Below are 15,947 nucleotides of genomic sequence, written 5' to 3' on the forward strand. Positions count from 1 at the left end.
GCTGTCAATCGAGCGCAGCGGACTGTGCCGCCGCACAATGTGGATGTGGTGTGGCTTACAGCGGCCGGGTTATGGTGCAGTCATGACCACCACGGAGTCCGCTCTGCATCCGTCACCCACCGAGCTGGCGGCGACGATGCTCGACGACGTCGACGAGCTGGCGAGCGAACTGGTCCGGCGCATCCTGGGGGCAGAGCACGCCTATCTCGAGGCGACGCTGCTCACCGCGGATCAACTCCACGAAGCGTCTCGCAGCAATCTGGCCTCGATGTTGGGCAAGCTGTCCGGGCGTGCACCGGTGCGGCTCGAGTCGGCGCAGCAGGCGGGCAGGCTCAAGGCCGAGCAAGGTGTGCCGCTGGCGGCATTGCTGCACGCGTTCCGGCTCGGTGGCAGGCTGGTCTGGGACGAGTTGATGGTGCGTTCGCACGGCCGGGCCAGTCATGCGCTGCTGGACATGGCGGCACAGGTGTGGGCATTGGTCGACGTGTATTCCGACGAGGCGGCCGAAGCGTATCGAGAGAGCGCCGACACGCGAGCCCGCGAGAGCGCCGAAGCCCGCGGCCGCCTCATTCGGGTGCTGTTCGCCGATCACGCCGCGAATCCCGCTGCGGCGGCAGATGCCCTGCGTGCGTTCCGAATTCCGGAACGTGGCTGCTTTGCGGTGGTCTCGCAGGAGCCGTCGACGACGGGACTCGGCATCGATGGCGTGGTCGCTCGGCTGCGGGCCGCGGGTACCGAGTCGGTGTGGGATGCCGAGGTGGACGGCAGCATCGGATTGTTCTGCGCTGCAGAGGAATCCGACATCGACACGGCACTGGCCACGTTCGGGGAACTGTGTCCGGGACGGATCGGTGTCAGTTCGGTGTTCCGGTCGCCGTCGGGTATCGGTGAAGCCGTGGGTCAGGCCCGTCTGGCTCGGTCGTGCAGCTTTCCCGATTCTGTGCCGTCGACGCCGGTGCGCTACGACTCGGTACCGGTGCCGCTACTGCTCGCGCGCGACCCGAAATCCGGCCGTATCGCTGCACGTCAGATTCTGGGAGATCTGTTGGCGTTGCCCCGCGCCGAGCGGACGAGTCTGCTCGCCACTCTCGATGCGTGGTTCTCGTGCGGTGGCTCCACCAAGGACGCCGCCGAACAGCTGCACTACCACCGCAATACGGTGTTGTACCGATTGCGGCGTATCGCCGAACTCACCGGTCGCGACTTCCGTGATCCCGTGCACGCCGCCGAACTCTATGTCGGACTTCGGGCCCATCAACTGCTGACCTGACGGGTCAGTGACTGGCCAGCACGACGTCGAGGATTCCCGTTCCCAGTGGTACCGGAACGCAGGACGGCTTACGCGCATTCGCGGGGTCGAGTGCATTGAGCGCCAGACGTAGTGCGGTCGGGTCGTAGGTGAACGTGAAGTGTGCGACCTCGGTGTCGGGGCACACGTCCTGGATCACGATGTTGTGCGCTCCCGGATCTCGCAGCAGCGCATTGGTATACGGCTGAATCACTTCGTCGACCTCGGTTGCGATCGAGGTGTAGTCGACGCCGGGTACGGTGTCGCCGCCGGCGTTGAGGTTCTCGAGAAAGTCCGATCCGGCCATCAGCTGGGCCAGACCCGGTCCGAATTCGTCGGCCACCAGACCGGTCGCGCCGGGCACGGCCTGTACGACGGGGGCGACTCCGTACATGGTGCCGCCGTAGGTCGGTGACGCGATTCCCACCCATCGGTCGACGACGTCGGCACCGCCGAGCCTGTTGACGAAGTATCGGGCGACGGCAGCACCCTGTGAGTAGCCGACCAGGTCCACTGCCGCGGCGCCGGTCGCGTCGAGGATGGTCGCCGTCATCGATTTCAGTTGTGCTGCACTGTCTTCGATGACTCCGTAGCCGTTGGACTTGCCGTCCGGCGACGCGCCGTAGTTGATCGCGAAGACGCAGAAGCCTGCGGCCTGCAGGATGGGGGAGAAGCCGGCCCAATCGGAGTAGGCGGTGGCGTCGGTGCCGTGGACGAGAACGACAGGATTGGGGTGTTCCGCAGTGGGCACGCAGTCCATGTCGTTGGCCCCGGGTGGGGCGGCGTCACGGTTGGTCGACGCGTAGCGAATGGCGTCGGCGTGGTCGGGTTGAGACGGCGCAGCGGCGATGGGCATGAGCGGGCCTGCTTGGGCGAGTGGTGCCGCATGGGTCGACAGAACCGACAGCGCAGCGGCGAGTGCGACGGCGAGAAGAATCAGACTTCGGCGTGGTCCGCGCATGACCACACGATATTCCTGCCGTTGTGAAATGTCCCTACGAATTCGGACATGAACGCATAAAAGTCACAACAATAGTTCTGTAGCGATTATTGTGTCGCATGCCGATTGCCGACCGAGCTACCGGTGGCGGCGAGGGTGCAGACCCAGGGATCGATCGAAAGACGGGTTTACTGCCGACAAGGGGAACGTGGAGCCGGTGACGGGAATCGAACCCGCCTCTCAACCTTGGGAAGGTCGCGTTCTACCAATGAACTACACCGGCGTGTGGTGCGGCGTCCAGATTAGCAGGGTGGCCCGACATCGATGCGTACACCGTGCAGCAGGGCCTGGGCATCCTCGGCCGGCACCGGTTCGGAGAAGAGGTAGCCCTGAGCGCGGGTGCAGCCCAAGGCCACCAATGTGCTCCTGGCACTCTCGGTTTCGACGCCCTCGGCGATGATGCTCAGGCCGAACGCGTGCGCGAGCCCGATGATCGACTGGACGATCGCGAGATCGTCGGTCGCTCCCGATCCGAGGTCGGTGACGAACGCCCGGTCGATCTTGAGTGCGTCGACGGGCAGTTCCTTGAGGTGTGACAGTGAGCTGTATCCGGTTCCGAAGTCGTCGATCGCCACCTGAACGCCGAGGTCGCGCAGTTCTCGGAGCGTCACTCGCGTACGCGAAAGATCCTGTACGACTGCCACTTCGGTGATCTCCAGGCACAGGTTGCAGCCCGCGATCGAGAATTCGTCGAGGGCGCGCGCCACGGTGGACGCGAAGCCCGTGGTGACCAGCTGTACGGGTGAGATGTTCACGCGCATCACGACGTCGAGGCCGGGGATCTCCCGTTGCCACGCAGCCAACGTCCGGCACGCCTGGTCGAGAACCCACCGACCGAGCTCGCCGGCGAGGTTCGTCTCCTCCGCCACCGGAATGAAGGCTGACGGTGGAAGCAGCCCGCGGGTGGGGTGACGCCACCGAACCAGTGCCTCCACCGCCGTGATGCGTCCGGTGACGAGGTCGACTTCGGGTTGGAAGTGCAACGTCAGCGAGTCGCCTGCGATGGCGTCACGCAGATGGATCTCGACGTCGTTGCGGAGTTCGGATTGCGCGTGCATCTCGTCGGTGAACAGTGAGATGTGATGTCCACCAGCGCGCTTGGCCACCAGAGCGGCTTGCCCTGCTTGCCGGAGCAGGGAGTCGGCGGTGTGGGTGCCGGGCACGCCGAAGGCAATTCCGATGCTGGCGCTACGACCGATTCGCTCGACCCCGAGAGTGACCGGTGCCTGTATCGACTCGGCGATCTCGCGGGCGTGGTGGGTGGCGACGCGGTGCGAGCACGGGCCCGCCAGGACGACGACGAACTCGTCGCCGCTCAGGCGGGCCGCGAGACTCACCGATCTGTCCACGAACGCTTGCAGGCGTCCGGCGACAGCCTGTAGGTACTGGTCGCCGGCGAGGTGGCCGAGAAAATCGTTCAGCGCCTTGGTGCGGTCCAGGTCGATGTGCAGCACCGCAACCGGGCCCGGCATCGACGGATCGAGTCGGTCGTGGAGGTGCTGCACGAGTGCGGTGCGGTTCGGGAGTGAGGTGAGCCCGTCGTGCGTGGCCGAGAACCTGATCTGCTCCTCGGCAACGACTCGCGCCTGCAGCTGCGAGAGAAGGGCCGCAATTGCTTTGAGAGCGTTCAGTTCTGCGTCGGACCAGCTCCGGTCTCCGACCTTGATGAAGCCCAGGATTCCGGTGGTGCGGTCGGAGTGCAGCAGTGGCACCACGGCCATCGAGGTGGCGTGCAATCCCGAGGCGTCCTCGACGCGTCGGCGATAGTCCTCCTGCTCCGGGTCGGGCCGAAACACTGCCGGTTCGGACAGTGTTTCGGCCATCGCGAAGACCGAGTCGGCCTCGTCGAAGTAGACGACGGCCAGGGGGTCGGGATCGGGCATGCTCAGGCGCGGTGGCCATTCCGCGGTGAGTCTGGTTGCCCGGGCCTCGAAATCGTGGTGCCGGAGAAAGCTGAAATCGATGCCGAGGTAGTCCACGAGCTGACGCAATACCGAAAGGTACGCTTCTCGTACCGTCGCCGCGTCGACGCCCATGAGTTCGGTGGCGACGCCGGTGACGAGGACCTCGAGTGTCCGACTGTTCTCCAGGGCCCCACTCCCGCCTCTCGTCGACGCGGTCTCGTGAACCGCTCCTGTAGACGCAGTGCAGGACTGTTCCCCCTGGTCTATGCCGGACTCTACCCCGGTAAGGACGCCGAAACCGCGACTCTGCGACTGTGTATCGCGCCTCGTGGCGCGGTGCCGAGCCGCAACACCAGAGCGATCGACTCGGCGTCGTCCAGTTTCGCCAACGTCCGCAGCTCGATATTCAACTGCTGCAACGTGTCTGCGTGGTCCGGTGACAATTCGCGGTGTTCGTCCCGAGTGTGCGCGTAGAGGAACGGCGGTGAGACAGGTTGCACCGCCAGTGCTTGCAGATGTGAAGTCACCCAAACGTTCTCCGTTGCAAATCCGCCGCGGATGTAATGCGCCGGAGTCGATCCGGGCACCACGATCACCGCAAGCGCAGAACTCGCCGATACTCGATCGCGCATGTCGGTGCTCAGGGCAGCACCTGCGTTCCAGGCAGCGACGAGCGCCATGACGTCGGGCCGTCCGATGATGTCCAGCGTGGACAGGTCTGCGGCGTCGATGCCGAGGCTGGAGACGTCGATGCCCCGATCCGGATCGGGATCGCCTGCCCAGCGCAGTTCGGAGAACATCTCTCGGTGCAGATGCGGCGTGAGATAACGAATCCGGTCGGCGGCCGCGAGGATGTCCGCCGCCGCAGTGATGGAGTCACGCGTCGTCAACAGCACGGCACGTCCGCCTTCGGCAGCGGCCGCCGCAACGAGATCGGCCACGACCGCATCGTCGAGCGTCGACGGGGACCCGAGTTCTCGGTCGGTGGACCGGGTGAGGACGGCGTCGAGAAGGCGTCGATCGGTGATCGGCGCGGGGGTGCCGTCGCGCAACGACAACGCGACCGTCTCGTCCGTGACCTCGATGCCGGCGAGCATGCCCTGGGCGGCGGCGGCCACGCGCGCGTTGAATCCGGCTGCGCCCACAGCGACGAAGCTGCCGCGGTACGCGATGTCGAGGGTGGACGTTCGTGATCGATCGACGTCGATCCGGAAGGTCCGCCCGTTCGAGGAGAAGGTCCACGGCTGACTGTTGCCACCGGAGGGCGCTCGTCGTGCCGCGTCGAGTATCGAATTATCGGGGTCCATGCTCGGCGGACCGGCCGCGGCAGTCGAGTCCACTTGTCTGCGGGTGGGGGTCGGCGTGTTCAGCCCGTCGAGGTGATCCTCCAGATCGATACGGATACGTCCGGACGGTAGGTGCGCTCCGGTCCCGAAGCGTCGAACTGCCGCGGCGATGGTGGCACCCCCGAGCTGGACGTCGCCGCCCAGCTGGGGCCACGTCTCGATCGTTTCGCCCACCTCCACCATCGAGGCCGCCATCCGAGCTGACAGCTGGGAGGCGTCGAGCTGATCGAGCACGATGGGGATCTTGTCGCGGGTTCCGAGTCCGTGCAGGCCGGCGGACTCGATGTTGCCGAGTACGCCGTGAAACACCGGCCGCTGTGGTTCGAGGTCGAATCGCTCGACGTCCAGTAGACCTCGATCGGAGGTCTCCATCAGTACCGGGATTCGACGCGACCTGGCCGCCTCGCGTGCCCGGACCTTGATATCGAGGGAATCGCATTCTTCGACGAGCAGGTCGAGTCCGTCGAAGAACTCGTCGATCGTGGTCTCGTCGATCCCGTTCCCAAAGACTTCCACCGTCAGGTACGGGTCTATTTCGGCAATTCGCCGGGCGGCGACGATCGCTTTGTTGACGCCCAGATCGATGATCGATGCCGGGATCCTGTTGAGGTTCGACAGTTCTATCTCGTCGAAATCCGCGAGGCGAAGAGTTCCGCAGATTCCCTCGAGAGCGAGAGTGTGCGCAATGGCGTGTCCGACGCTCAAGCCGATGACGCCGATCGTGAGATCTCCCAATTTCCGCTGTTCCTCGAGAGTTATCTTGTTTCTGTTTCGGTCGAGTCGGAGGTGCCGATACGAATTCGGACCGAGAATGGCGACGACGGTATTGCGCCACGGGAAATAGACCCACCTGTCGCCTTCGTCGAGAAGGCTCTGCTCAGGGCTCGGCAACACTGCCTGTAGGCCGGATCGCTGAGTGTCGCGTTCGTCGAGAACGGTGATCGAGGTGTCATCCCGTAGTTCGTCCAGGGCAGCTCGCTGTGTGGCGACCGTCTCGTCAAATATCACAGGCTGCCAGCTGGATTCGGTAGTGGTCGGAATCGTCACGACGCCACCGCCGACTGCAGGTTCTTCGACGTGCCGTGCTGCGCGAGCAGCGAGACCGTGTTGCGTTTCATGCGCCGCCACGTCTCCAGTTCGGCATCGAACGCGAGAGTCGTTCGGTCCCACCAGAACACCTCGGTTCGGTATCTGTCGTCGGGGTAGGGCACCGGTTCGATGTGCGTTGCTATCGCCGCTCCGGTCCGCAGCCACGCGGCGCGGACGTGGGAGGCGGCGGTGGCCAGCGCGTATCGAGTGCCCAGCAGGGCTGTGCTGTACGCGGGTGACTGCGCGATCATGGTGGTGACGGCGCGGCCTCGGGGTGCTCCCGGGGCGACCCACGCCGACTTGATCTCGACCACCCCGTCCTCGATGCGGCTCTCCAGCATCGCGCGAACGCGATGACGGCCCTCGGGATGCGCGGCGAATTCCACGAGTGCGTGTGATTGATCGGCCGAGGAATACGGCCCTTGAACGCGAACTCCGCCGAGGAGCGTTCCGGTTCGGTCGAGAGCGGCGAAGAACAATGCGGTGGTCTCGCCGTCGCGAATTGCCGATATTTCGAGCGCTGGTGTCACGTCGTGGCGTCGATAGCTTTCTTCGGCACCGTCGAGGAATTGGGTCCACAAAGCGGGACTTCGGGTGGGAGTCGTGGCCAGAATGTGGCACTGGGATGGGTGATCGAAGTACGAAGGAACGTCGATTCGAATGTGCATGGGGGCTCTTCCTGAGGGAGTGTCACCGAATGTGAGAGGTGTGACCGGTCGATTGTCCGACTGTTCGGTCCGCCCGCAGCTGTGGAAGTGGTCACTCGGGTGCTTCGCGCAGGGCGCGTGGGGACCAGTAGCCTGCAGTGGTGCTGCTCTCCGACCGTGACATTCGTGCCGAAGTGACCCTGGGCAACCTGGCGATCGATCCCTTCGATCCGTCGATGGTGCAGCCGTCGAGCGTCGATGTGCGGCTCGACAAGCTGTTTCGGGTGTTCAACAACACTCGGTACACCCACATCGATCCGTCCCAGCAGCAGGACGAGCTGACGACGTTGGTCGAGCCCCGAGCGGGTGAGCCTTTCGTTCTTCATCCGGGGGAGTTCGTCCTCGGTTCCACTCTCGAACTGACGACGTTGCCGGATTATCTGGCGGGTCGACTCGAGGGGAAGAGCTCTCTGGGTCGGCTGGGATTGCTCACCCACTCGACGGCGGGTTTCATCGACCCAGGATTCAGCGGCCACATCACGTTGGAGTTGTCCAACGTCGCCAACCTGCCGATCACGCTGTGGCCGGGAATGAAGATCGGGCAGCTGTGCCTGTTCCGGCTGTCGTCACCCTCGGAGAATCCGTACGGCAGCGCCGCGGTCGGCTCCAAGTATCAGGGGCAGCGTGGTCCCACTCCGTCGAAGGCGTATCTGAACTTCATCCAGTCGGACGTGACATAGACCAACGTTCGGTCTGTTTCATTGGACGAAACCTGGTGAGTTCCCGGTTGTAGCGGTATTCTGGTGCTCGAACGTGGGTTGGGGCCTACCAGAATGAGGTTTCTCGTGTCCGCGGTACCCGATCCGTCCGTGCTCGGCGCTTCCTTGGGGTCGAGTGGCGTCCGCAGCGTGATCAGCGACAGCTCGGGTGTCGACACGGTGCTCGACGTCCTCGAACCGGTTGCCACCGAGCCTGCGCCCAACGGTCTCGCCCCCGATCCCTGGGATGCCGTCGTCGCATCGGTGCACAGCACGGCAGACGAATACGCGTCCGCGCGCTACTACCCGGTGCTCGCCCTCCGTGAGAGCGATCCCGACACGGCCTTTCGCGAGGACTTCTCCGACGGCATCGTGCTCGTATCCGAACTGGGTGCGCAGCTGGGCGCGTTGCGAGAAAGCGGAGTGCTCGCCGGTGAGCGTTGCGTCGCACTGTTCGACGTCGGCGCATCAGGCACCAGCGTGTCGGTGATCGACGTCGAGTCCGGTCGCGTCCTGGCCTCACAACGAACCGAAGCACTTCGCGGCGACGACTGCGACCGTGTGCTCAGCGATCACCTGATCGAGACGTTCGGCGCGGCGGAGGCGTTGACGGTGGCAGCTCGGCGACAGCTCGTGCACGACGTGCGAGACGGCAAACACCAGCTGTCGATGCTGCGCAGCGTCTCTGTCATCGGGCCGTTCGTCGGTGGTCGCGCCTCGTTGTGGCGCCACGATCTCGACGAACTGATCGGCGACGCCGTTGATTCGGCAGTCTCCACTGCCGTCGACGTACTGGCTTCCGTCGCCGCGAGCGGCGTTCACGTGGAGGCGATCGTCGCGGTCGGCGGCGGCGCCAACATGCAGATCGTTCGGCAGAAACTGTTCGACGCCGTGTCGGTGCCCGTCTACGCTCCGGAACGGCCGGAACTGCTGGCTGCGCGTGGTGCGGCCGGGATCGCGCGGACCGTGGGTGTCAGGCCTGCACCGTCACCTGCAGTGACCACCGTGCCCTCCCGTCGTCCACGGCACAGCGGCAGCCCGTCGAATCGAATGGCCAGAGCAGCCAAGTCCCGGCGCGTCGGGGGCGCACTCGCCGCGCTGATTGCTGTGTGCGTGGCCGGAACCGTGGTCGCAGCAGCAGCTCGGACCACCGACGACGTCCCCGAACCGTCGATCGCGACCTCGCAGAGCGCGTCGCCCTCCGCCCGATCGCAGGCTGTGATGCCGGCGGTGGACGGCTCACCGTCCGTGTCGACGCAGCCCTCGGTGTCGGCCTCGAACGGGGCCGCTCCGTCCTCGGCGTCCCCGACATCCGGCGACCCGTCGTCCTCTTCTTCACCCACCTCGCCGAGTGCTGCCGATTCACCGCCTCGAAGCCCCGCGGTTCCGGACGCATCCGTCGTTCGACCCGCGCGTGAGGGCAGTCGAGTTCCGACGACGACCACGGCCCCGGCCCCGACCACCACCACCACGGCTCCGACGTCCACGACTCACCCCATGCCCACCACTGCGCCGACAACTACCGCACCGACCACAACAACGATGCCGCGCACCACCACTCGCACTCCGACCTCGACGAAACCCGCGACCACTACTCGGCGGCCGTAGCCCACCCCGGTTCGATACGCCGTCGAGGAGATAGATCTGCGGTTTCGGCCGCCACGGCACCGCATGCTCGAGGCAGGATGGTCGGTATGGAGTCACAGACCGAGCGCGAAGACAAGTTCGATGTCGATGCAGACTTCGAGTTCCCCGCCCTCACCTCGCTCGTTCCTGCCGACGGCGCGATGACGGAAACGGAGACCGAACTGGTCAGCGAGTACTTCGACACCGCCGGTCACGATCTGCTGCGTCGGGGAATCACTCTTCGGCGACGCACCGGAGACTCCGACAACGGTTGGCACGCAAAGGTTCCTGCGGAGAAGGCGCGAACCGAGATCAGGCTTCCGCTCGGTCACGGCGACCCGCAGGTCGTGCCCGACGAGCTGGCCGACGTCCTGCGCGGGGCGGTCATGGGCAAGCAGTTGTCGGCTGTCGCGACCCTGACGACGCGTCGGAAGATTCGTACCGTCACCGATGCAGACGGAGCCGTCGTGGCCGAATTCGCCGACGACGCGGTGTCGGTCGTCCTGATCGGCGGCGCGACCGGTCCACAGTGGCGTGAGGTGGAGGTCGAGCTCGGGCCGGCCGGCCCGGAATCGTTTCTGAAGAAGGCGAGCAAGGTGCTCCGCGCGTCGGGTGCGACGCCGTCGGCGCATCCGTCCAAGTTGAATCGCGCGCTGTCGGTGGTTCGTGAGGAGCCGGCGCACGACGGGCTTCGGTTGCTCGTCGATTATCTCGACGAGCAAGCGCAGGCCATCGTGGCCGGCGACGTGTATCTGCGCCGCGGACTGGATCCGATTCACTCCACGCGGGTGGCCATCAGGCGCTATCGCAGCACGCTCCGCGTCTTCGGCAGCGTGTTCGAGGACGAGCCAGCGGCCGCGCTCGAAGCCGAATTATCCTGGTATGCAAGCTTGCTCGGTGAGGTGCGGGATCGGCAGGTGCAGCGGGCGCGGTTTGCAGCTGCGCTGCGTGACCTTCCGTCGGAATTGGTTCTGGGCCCGGTGGCGTCGCGCATCGAGAACGACCTGCTGGCCGAGCAGATCCGCCACCGCGAAGCTGCGATGGCGGAGCTCGACGGCGAACGGTATCGAGAGTTGCTCACGACCGTGGCTGCGTGGTCGAGGGGATTGCCGATCGACGGCGAGGTGAGCGAGCGGTTGCTGATCAAGCTGGCGCGCAAGGCCGGTAAGAAGGCCGTCGACCGAACCGAGAAGGCTGTGCGCGGCACCGACGACGAGCAACTGCACCGCGCGAGGAAGGCCTCGAAGCGGGCTCGGTATGCGGCCGAATTGGTGGCACCCGTCGTGGACAAGAAGGTGTCCAAGTCGAATATCAAGCGATACAAGCAGATTCAGGAAGTTCTGGGCGAGCATCAGGACGCCGTCATCGCGGCGGAGATTCTGCGCACTCTCGGGGCCCGAGCGGGAACCACCTCCGGGGAGAACGGGTTCACGTTCGGACTCCTCTTCGAGCGTGAGCGCCGTGCAGCCGAACTGGCGCGCGACGAGGCGAGCAAGCTGGAGTTCTGATCGAGGACGTAAACCGTCTTTTTCCCCGTTTGGACCCTCGAAGTGTACTGTGAGACCGAATCGAGTGGGGGGGGTCGACGGGTATGTCCGTTGCGTTGGGCGTTCACGTCGGAACCGACGAGATTTCGGCCGTTTTGGTCGAAACCGATCTTCCTGGTCTGGGCCCGGTCACTTCGCGACCCGTGTCGATTGCTGCTGCTCCCGGCGGAATCGGTGACGCCGTCGCGACGGTTCTCGGAATCATGCGTGTACAGGCCGCACAACGAGACCTGATCGTCGACGGGGCCGCCGTGGTCTGCGACAACCTTCTCCACGGCGAGATCGTTCGGGCCGCGTTGGCCGACCACCGCGTCGTCGACGTCGAGGTATTGGCGATGGACGATCCGCGGTTGCCCGACGAGTATCCGTTGGACGTGGCCGCCGCCGTTGTCGGTGCCGCGTCCAGGACGGCCCGTCCGTCGGGTGGCGAGGTCGCTGCAATGCACTCCGGCTGGGACGATCAGGCCTCAGAATCGGATGCTGCGTCGCGCAGATCTCGATGGACCATGGTCGGACTGGGTGTTGCCGTGATTGCTGCTCTGAGCGGGGCAACCGTGTGGGCGTTCTCCTCGCCCGCGCCTGCTCGGAACGCAGTACTCGATACCGCAGAGTCCAGTATCGACCCATCGGTGCCCGGTCGGCCGGCGTCGAGCGTCGGTCCGGTTGTTCCTGTGGCCGAGCCGTCCTCGGTTCCACCCCTCGGCGCGGGAGTTCAGGGTGTGTCGACCGCCGGCTCCGGATCGGGGGACGTCCGGACCGACGCGTGGCCGGTGGACGCCCCGAGTGCGGCGTCGAACGCACCGCGTTCGTCGTCGACGGGACGGGACAACTCGGGTGGCGGCAATTCTGCCCCCGGTGGTCGGGGTACGACGACCGACATCTCGAAGCCCGAGACTCCGCCGACCGACGACGAAACCACGCCTCCCACCGACGTTCCGACGGACGTCCCCGATCCCACCGAACCGGGCCCGACCGATCCCACGGGTCCGACCGATCCCACGGAGCCGACAGATCCCACGGAGCCGACTGAGCCTTCGGGGCCCACGGAGCCTTCGGGGCCGACGGATCCCGAGCCCGCGCCCCGGCTGGAAGAGCCACCTGTCACCGTTCCGGCCGAGTGACGATTCGCCGATATTCCGTTGTGAGCGAGCGGGTTCGCTACTTCGAAAAGTCCGTGGTGTGACAGGTGTGTGAATTCGACTCGGACACCTGAACTTCTGCTCGAGCCTGGCTACCATCGGGTGATCGACCAGTAGACGGTGAGTTCTCGATGACCGACAAGTCCGCAGTAGAACCGGTGACGCGCACGACCATCGACAGAGCGGTGGGTGTCCTCATTGCCTTGCGCGGCTGCAGTCCGGATGAGGCGTTCGCCGAATTGGCAGCGCACAGTTTCCGTTTCGATGTTTCTCTCGTGCAGTCGGCTCGGTCCATCGTCACTGCGGCACGGGGAATGGACTCCGACAACGGCGTGGGCTGTGCCGCGATGTCGTCGGCGCAGGAGGAGTGGGGTTCGTTGCTCGCCGACCGTCGGGACGGGTTCGGGCACGTCGCTTGATCCAACTCGTCGCCCGAGTGTTTGTGCCGAATACCAAAACAAACCAAAAGTTGAACGAAACAGGGCGTTTACCGACTTGTCGACGGTTCGAGGCGCTACGATCGCCAGGTCGGAGTAGCTAGGCGAGTCGAGGAAACATGAGATCTGTCCTTGGTGTCTCGGTGGGTTCAGCCATTGCCCGGGGTGTGGCCCTGGATGCGTCGGACGAGTCGGTACGTTCTGCGCACGTCGTGCGATCGTTCGATCCCGACGACCATCTGCAGGTCGCACTCGATCTGTTGGATTCGATGTCGCGGGATCAAATGGTCGATCGACCGGACATCGTTCTCGCAGTGCCGGACGATCCCGGTGCGCGCGGACGCACGTCGGCATATTCCACGTACGAGGCCGATCGGCTGCTCGTCGCGTCGGAGCTCGGAGCGCAACTTCGGTATCTGCGCGGGACCGGGATGCTCGAGGGCGCGCGCACCGTGGCCGTGTGCGACGTCGGAGCGTCCGGAACCACCGTGTCCATTGCCGACCCGGCCACGGGAGTAGTGCATAGTTCGGTGCGCACCACGTTGTTCGGCGGAATCGGGTGTGACGCCCAGATCTCGCGTTACCTCCTGTCCGTCTACGGGGCAGACGAATTGGCCTCGGAGCGGGCGCGCGCGGAGTTGCTGGTGTCCATTCGCACGGCTCGCGAACAGCTGTCACGCTTGCGGGTGGCCGAGGTCGTCGGCCCATTCGTCGGCGGACCGGTTCGGTTGTGGCGCAACACGTTCGACGATGTCCTCGAACGTAGTATCCGATCGCTGGAAGATTGGGTGGCCAGCATCATCGTCGACGCACCCTGCGCCGTGAATGCGCTGGTGATGGTGGGCGGATGCGCCAATCTGCCGTCGCTTCGTCGGATGTTCCGACGCGATTTGATGTTGCCCGTCATCGCGCCTGCCAATCCCGAGTCCCTCACTGCGCACGGCGCGGCCCTGATGGCGATCGACGCGGTCGCGTCGCGGCAACACCGTCCGCGCGGCGCGACGAGCAGTGCGTCGGTGCTGACGCAGCAGGCCGCGATGGTGGGCATGGTGGGGTACCGGGACGCCCCGCGGCACCGTTCTGCCTGAGCCCCTTCCTGGCCAACGTGTGTCGTCGTTGGGTAGGTTGCTCGGGTAATGATGAACAGTAGGGACGAGACGGTGGGGCAACAGTGGCAGAGCAGGTAGCGGAGTCCGGCGCAGCAGCATCCGATGCGGGAGCATTCGATCCGGCGGAGCACGCGCGCAGCATGGTCGGGTATCACTACCGCACCGAGGACTACTACGAGGTGGGCCGCGAGAAGGTTCGCGAGTACGCCCGTGCCGTTCAGGATTTCCACCCCGCCCACTGGGACGGCGATGCCGCAGCAGCGCTGGGCCACAGTGCTCTGGTGGCCCCGCTGACGTTCATGTCGCTGGTCGGAACTTTGGCGCAGAAGAAGCTTCTCGAGTCCATCGCCGAGGGATACGACCTCAGCCAGATTCTGCAGACCGACCAGGTGCTGGTGTTCCAGAAGCCGATCCTGGCCGGCGACCAGTTGACCTGCGATGTCTCGCTCGACTCGTTCAAGACGGTCATGGGCCGCGACATGATGGTCACCAAGAACGTCGTGTCCAACCAGAAGAACGAACTGGTGCAGACCACGTACACCACCCTGCTCGTCGGGCGCTCGGGTGAGATCGACCCGGCCATTGCGGACGCAGCCAAGAACCTCGTGATGTTCGGTGCCTCGATGGATGCCGCTGCTGCCGCCGCCAGTGAGCACGACACGCTGTCCACTCCGCAGGAACACGAGCCGCTCATCGTCGAGGAGTACCGGGGCCAGCCGACTCGCACGTTCGACGAGGTGAACGTCGGCGACGAGTTGCCCACGCGCACGGTGCGTTTGACTCGCGGAGATCTGGTGAACTATGCCGGCGTCGCCGGTGACGCGAACCCGATCCACTGGGACGAGAAGTTCGCCAAGATGATCGATCTCGAGAACGTCCTGGCGCACGGCATGCTCACCATGGGTGTCGGCGGCGGATTCATCAGCGAGTGGCTCGGCGATCCAGGTGCGGTGAAGGACTACACCGTTCGTTTCACCACCCCGATCCCGGTGGACACACACAAGCCTGCCGAAATCGTCTTCAGCGGCAAAATCAAGTCGAAGGACGAAGAGTCCCGTACGGCCGTCATCTCGATCGGCGCGACCTTCGAGGGCAAGCGAATCTTCGGCCACCGCGCTACTGCGACAGTGCAATTGGGCTGAGCCCTCGGTCCGCATATCGGCGGGGCGTGGATGTGTGGGTGGGGTTGCGATCTACGCCCCGGTTCGGAATCTACGCCCCGTGTGGGGGGCGTGGATTGCTGCTGGGGGCGTAGATGTGTCGGCTGGGCCCTCTGTTCGTGTATCGGCTCCCCAGTTTCGGATTTCTGACTCCGATCGGCGTCGGGTTTCCGAATGTGGGGAGCCGATGTGTCGGTGGGGCGTAGATGTGTCGGCTGGGCCCTCTGCTGTGTCGGTAGAACTCGGCGAGTTGGCGCACATCGGCGCAGTCCAGCACCATCTGGCGTACCCAAACGTTCAGGATCCGCGCTTCTCCTTTGCGTGGTGTCGTGCCGCACGTGCTCGATTCCCGCATGCGCTGCAACACCATTGCTGATTGGGCCGGTCCTGCAGAAACAGTTGACCGCATCGCGGAGCGTCGCAGAGCGCCAATCGTGCGCGATCCGGTCCGTTCAGTAGGTCGATGACCGCTGACGCTGCACGGGCGCAGACGGCATCGACCGGATCCGACGCTCCCACAACATGTCCGACGCCACCGCCGCCCCCGAGATCGAGCCGGCGGGTCACCGGGTGTCGTCGGGCAATGTCGTCGATGTGGTCGACGCTGTCTCCCGGAACTTCCATGTCCGACGCCACCGCCCGCAGCAGCGCCAGCATGTGATCTCGCGTCAGCCGGAATCTGTCGATGTCGGCATCGTCAGGGATTGTCTCGGGCACTCGCGCACCCTGTAGCTCGGCCCATTCCTGGAGATCGGCGGCCGAGGCGATCAGCTCGACGTAGGTGCCGCGTTGCAACTGCACGGTGTTGACCACGTCGAGTGCGAAGTGGTCGCCGAGCCAGTTCCAGTCCATTCGCTGATTCTAATGGTTTACGTATTAAAAAGCATCAGATATCCT

The 15,947-nt window shown here is 65.0% G+C and carries 13 protein-coding genes and 1 tRNA gene; 8 read left to right on the forward strand and 6 right to left on the reverse strand.

Annotated elements, in window-relative coordinates:
* Nucleotides 1-82 precede the first annotated feature (82 nt).
* Nucleotides 83-1,270, forward strand: coding sequence for a PucR family transcriptional regulator (locus tag QM588_RS03195; protein WP_283311398.1), 1,188 nt, complete (start codon nt 83-85; stop codon nt 1,268-1,270).
* 4 nt (nt 1,271-1,274) lie between these two features.
* Here the strand turns inward: QM588_RS03195 and QM588_RS03200 are convergent, their stop codons facing one another.
* The 5 genes from QM588_RS03200 to QM588_RS03220 form a co-directional block, all read right to left on the reverse strand.
* Nucleotides 1,275-2,249, reverse strand: a complete 975-nt coding sequence (locus QM588_RS03200) for an esterase/lipase family protein (RefSeq protein ID WP_283311400.1) — start codon at nt 2,247-2,249, stop codon at nt 1,275-1,277.
* A 188-nt stretch (nt 2,250-2,437) separates the two neighbouring features.
* A tRNA-Gly gene (locus QM588_RS03205) sits at nt 2,438-2,511 on the reverse strand.
* Nucleotides 2,512-2,530: 19 nt separating this feature from the next.
* Nucleotides 2,531-4,324: a putative bifunctional diguanylate cyclase/phosphodiesterase gene (locus QM588_RS03210; protein WP_336620056.1), complete on the reverse strand. Its 1,794-nt coding sequence runs from the start codon at nt 4,322-4,324 to the stop codon at nt 2,531-2,533.
* A gap of 143 nt (nt 4,325-4,467) precedes the next feature.
* The gene (locus tag QM588_RS03215) at nt 4,468-6,579 is read right to left on the reverse strand and encodes an Rv1355c family protein (RefSeq protein ID WP_442972864.1); all 2,112 of its coding nucleotides are present in this window, start codon (nt 6,577-6,579) and stop codon (nt 4,468-4,470) included.
* Between the two features lie 2 nt (nt 6,580-6,581).
* Nucleotides 6,582-7,295 carry a hypothetical protein gene (locus QM588_RS03220; RefSeq protein WP_283311403.1) on the reverse strand — a complete coding sequence of 238 codons (714 nt, stop codon included), beginning with the start codon at nt 7,293-7,295 and terminating at the stop codon, nt 6,582-6,584.
* 140 nt (nt 7,296-7,435) lie between these two features.
* Here QM588_RS03220 and dcd point away from each other — a divergent pair, with 140 nt between their 5' ends.
* From dcd to QM588_RS03255, 7 genes are all read left to right on the forward strand, one after another.
* On the forward strand, nt 7,436-8,014 hold the full coding sequence (dcd, locus tag QM588_RS03225) for a dCTP deaminase (RefSeq protein WP_027495411.1): 579 nt from the start codon (nt 7,436-7,438) through the stop codon (nt 8,012-8,014).
* Nucleotides 8,015-8,119: 105 nt separating this feature from the next.
* A complete protein-coding gene (locus QM588_RS03230; protein WP_283311405.1) occupies nt 8,120-9,640 on the forward strand; it encodes an Hsp70 family protein in 1,521 nt (506 codons plus the stop codon).
* A gap of 86 nt (nt 9,641-9,726) precedes the next feature.
* A complete protein-coding gene (locus tag QM588_RS03235; protein WP_283311406.1) occupies nt 9,727-11,166 on the forward strand; it encodes a CYTH and CHAD domain-containing protein in 1,440 nt (479 codons plus the stop codon).
* An 83-nt stretch (nt 11,167-11,249) separates the two neighbouring features.
* Nucleotides 11,250-12,326, forward strand: coding sequence for a hypothetical protein (locus QM588_RS03240; protein WP_283311408.1), 1,077 nt, complete (start codon nt 11,250-11,252; stop codon nt 12,324-12,326).
* Between the two features lie 149 nt (nt 12,327-12,475).
* Nucleotides 12,476-12,763 (forward strand): ANTAR domain-containing protein, encoded by a 288-nt coding sequence (locus QM588_RS03245; protein WP_027495414.1) that lies wholly within the window; start codon nt 12,476-12,478, stop codon nt 12,761-12,763.
* A gap of 137 nt (nt 12,764-12,900) precedes the next feature.
* A complete protein-coding gene (locus QM588_RS03250) occupies nt 12,901-13,869 on the forward strand; it encodes an Hsp70 family protein (protein ID WP_283311411.1) in 969 nt (322 codons plus the stop codon).
* Nucleotides 13,870-13,952: 83 nt separating this feature from the next.
* Nucleotides 13,953-15,032: a fused (3R)-hydroxyacyl-ACP dehydratase subunits HadA/HadB gene (locus tag QM588_RS03255; RefSeq protein ID WP_283311413.1), complete on the forward strand. Its 1,080-nt coding sequence runs from the start codon at nt 13,953-13,955 to the stop codon at nt 15,030-15,032.
* 315 nt (nt 15,033-15,347) lie between these two features.
* Here the strand turns inward: QM588_RS03255 and QM588_RS03260 are convergent, their stop codons facing one another.
* On the reverse strand, nt 15,348-15,902 hold the full coding sequence (locus QM588_RS03260; RefSeq protein ID WP_283311414.1) for a CGNR zinc finger domain-containing protein: 555 nt from the start codon (nt 15,900-15,902) through the stop codon (nt 15,348-15,350).
* Nucleotides 15,903-15,947: the final 45 nt, after the last annotated feature.

It is taken from the genome of Rhodococcus sp. IEGM 1354 (genome assembly GCF_030056855.1).
Lineage (GTDB): Bacteria > Actinomycetota > Actinomycetes > Mycobacteriales > Mycobacteriaceae > Rhodococcoides.

Bases quoted from the DNA above. Each gene is read 5' to 3' on its own strand.
- QM588_RS03195 (WP_283311398.1), top strand. From the start codon at position 83: ATGACCACCACGGAGTCCGCTCTGCATCCGTCACCCACCGAGCTGGCG.
- QM588_RS03200 (WP_283311400.1), bottom strand. From the start codon at position 2,249: ATGCGCGGACCACGCCGAAGTCTGATTCTTCTCGCCGTCGCACTCGCC.
- QM588_RS03210 (WP_336620056.1), bottom strand. From the start codon at position 4,324: ATGGGCGTCGACGCGGCGACGGTACGAGAAGCGTACCTTTCGGTATTG.
- QM588_RS03220 (WP_283311403.1), bottom strand. From the start codon at position 7,295: ATGCACATTCGAATCGACGTTCCTTCGTACTTCGATCACCCATCCCAG.
- QM588_RS03235 (WP_283311406.1), top strand. From the start codon at position 9,727: ATGGAGTCACAGACCGAGCGCGAAGACAAGTTCGATGTCGATGCAGAC.
- QM588_RS03240 (WP_283311408.1), top strand. From the start codon at position 11,250: ATGTCCGTTGCGTTGGGCGTTCACGTCGGAACCGACGAGATTTCGGCC.
- QM588_RS03245 (WP_027495414.1), top strand. From the start codon at position 12,476: ATGACCGACAAGTCCGCAGTAGAACCGGTGACGCGCACGACCATCGAC.
- QM588_RS03250 (WP_283311411.1), top strand. From the start codon at position 12,901: ATGAGATCTGTCCTTGGTGTCTCGGTGGGTTCAGCCATTGCCCGGGGT.
- QM588_RS03260 (WP_283311414.1), bottom strand. From the start codon at position 15,902: ATGGACTGGAACTGGCTCGGCGACCACTTCGCACTCGACGTGGTCAAC.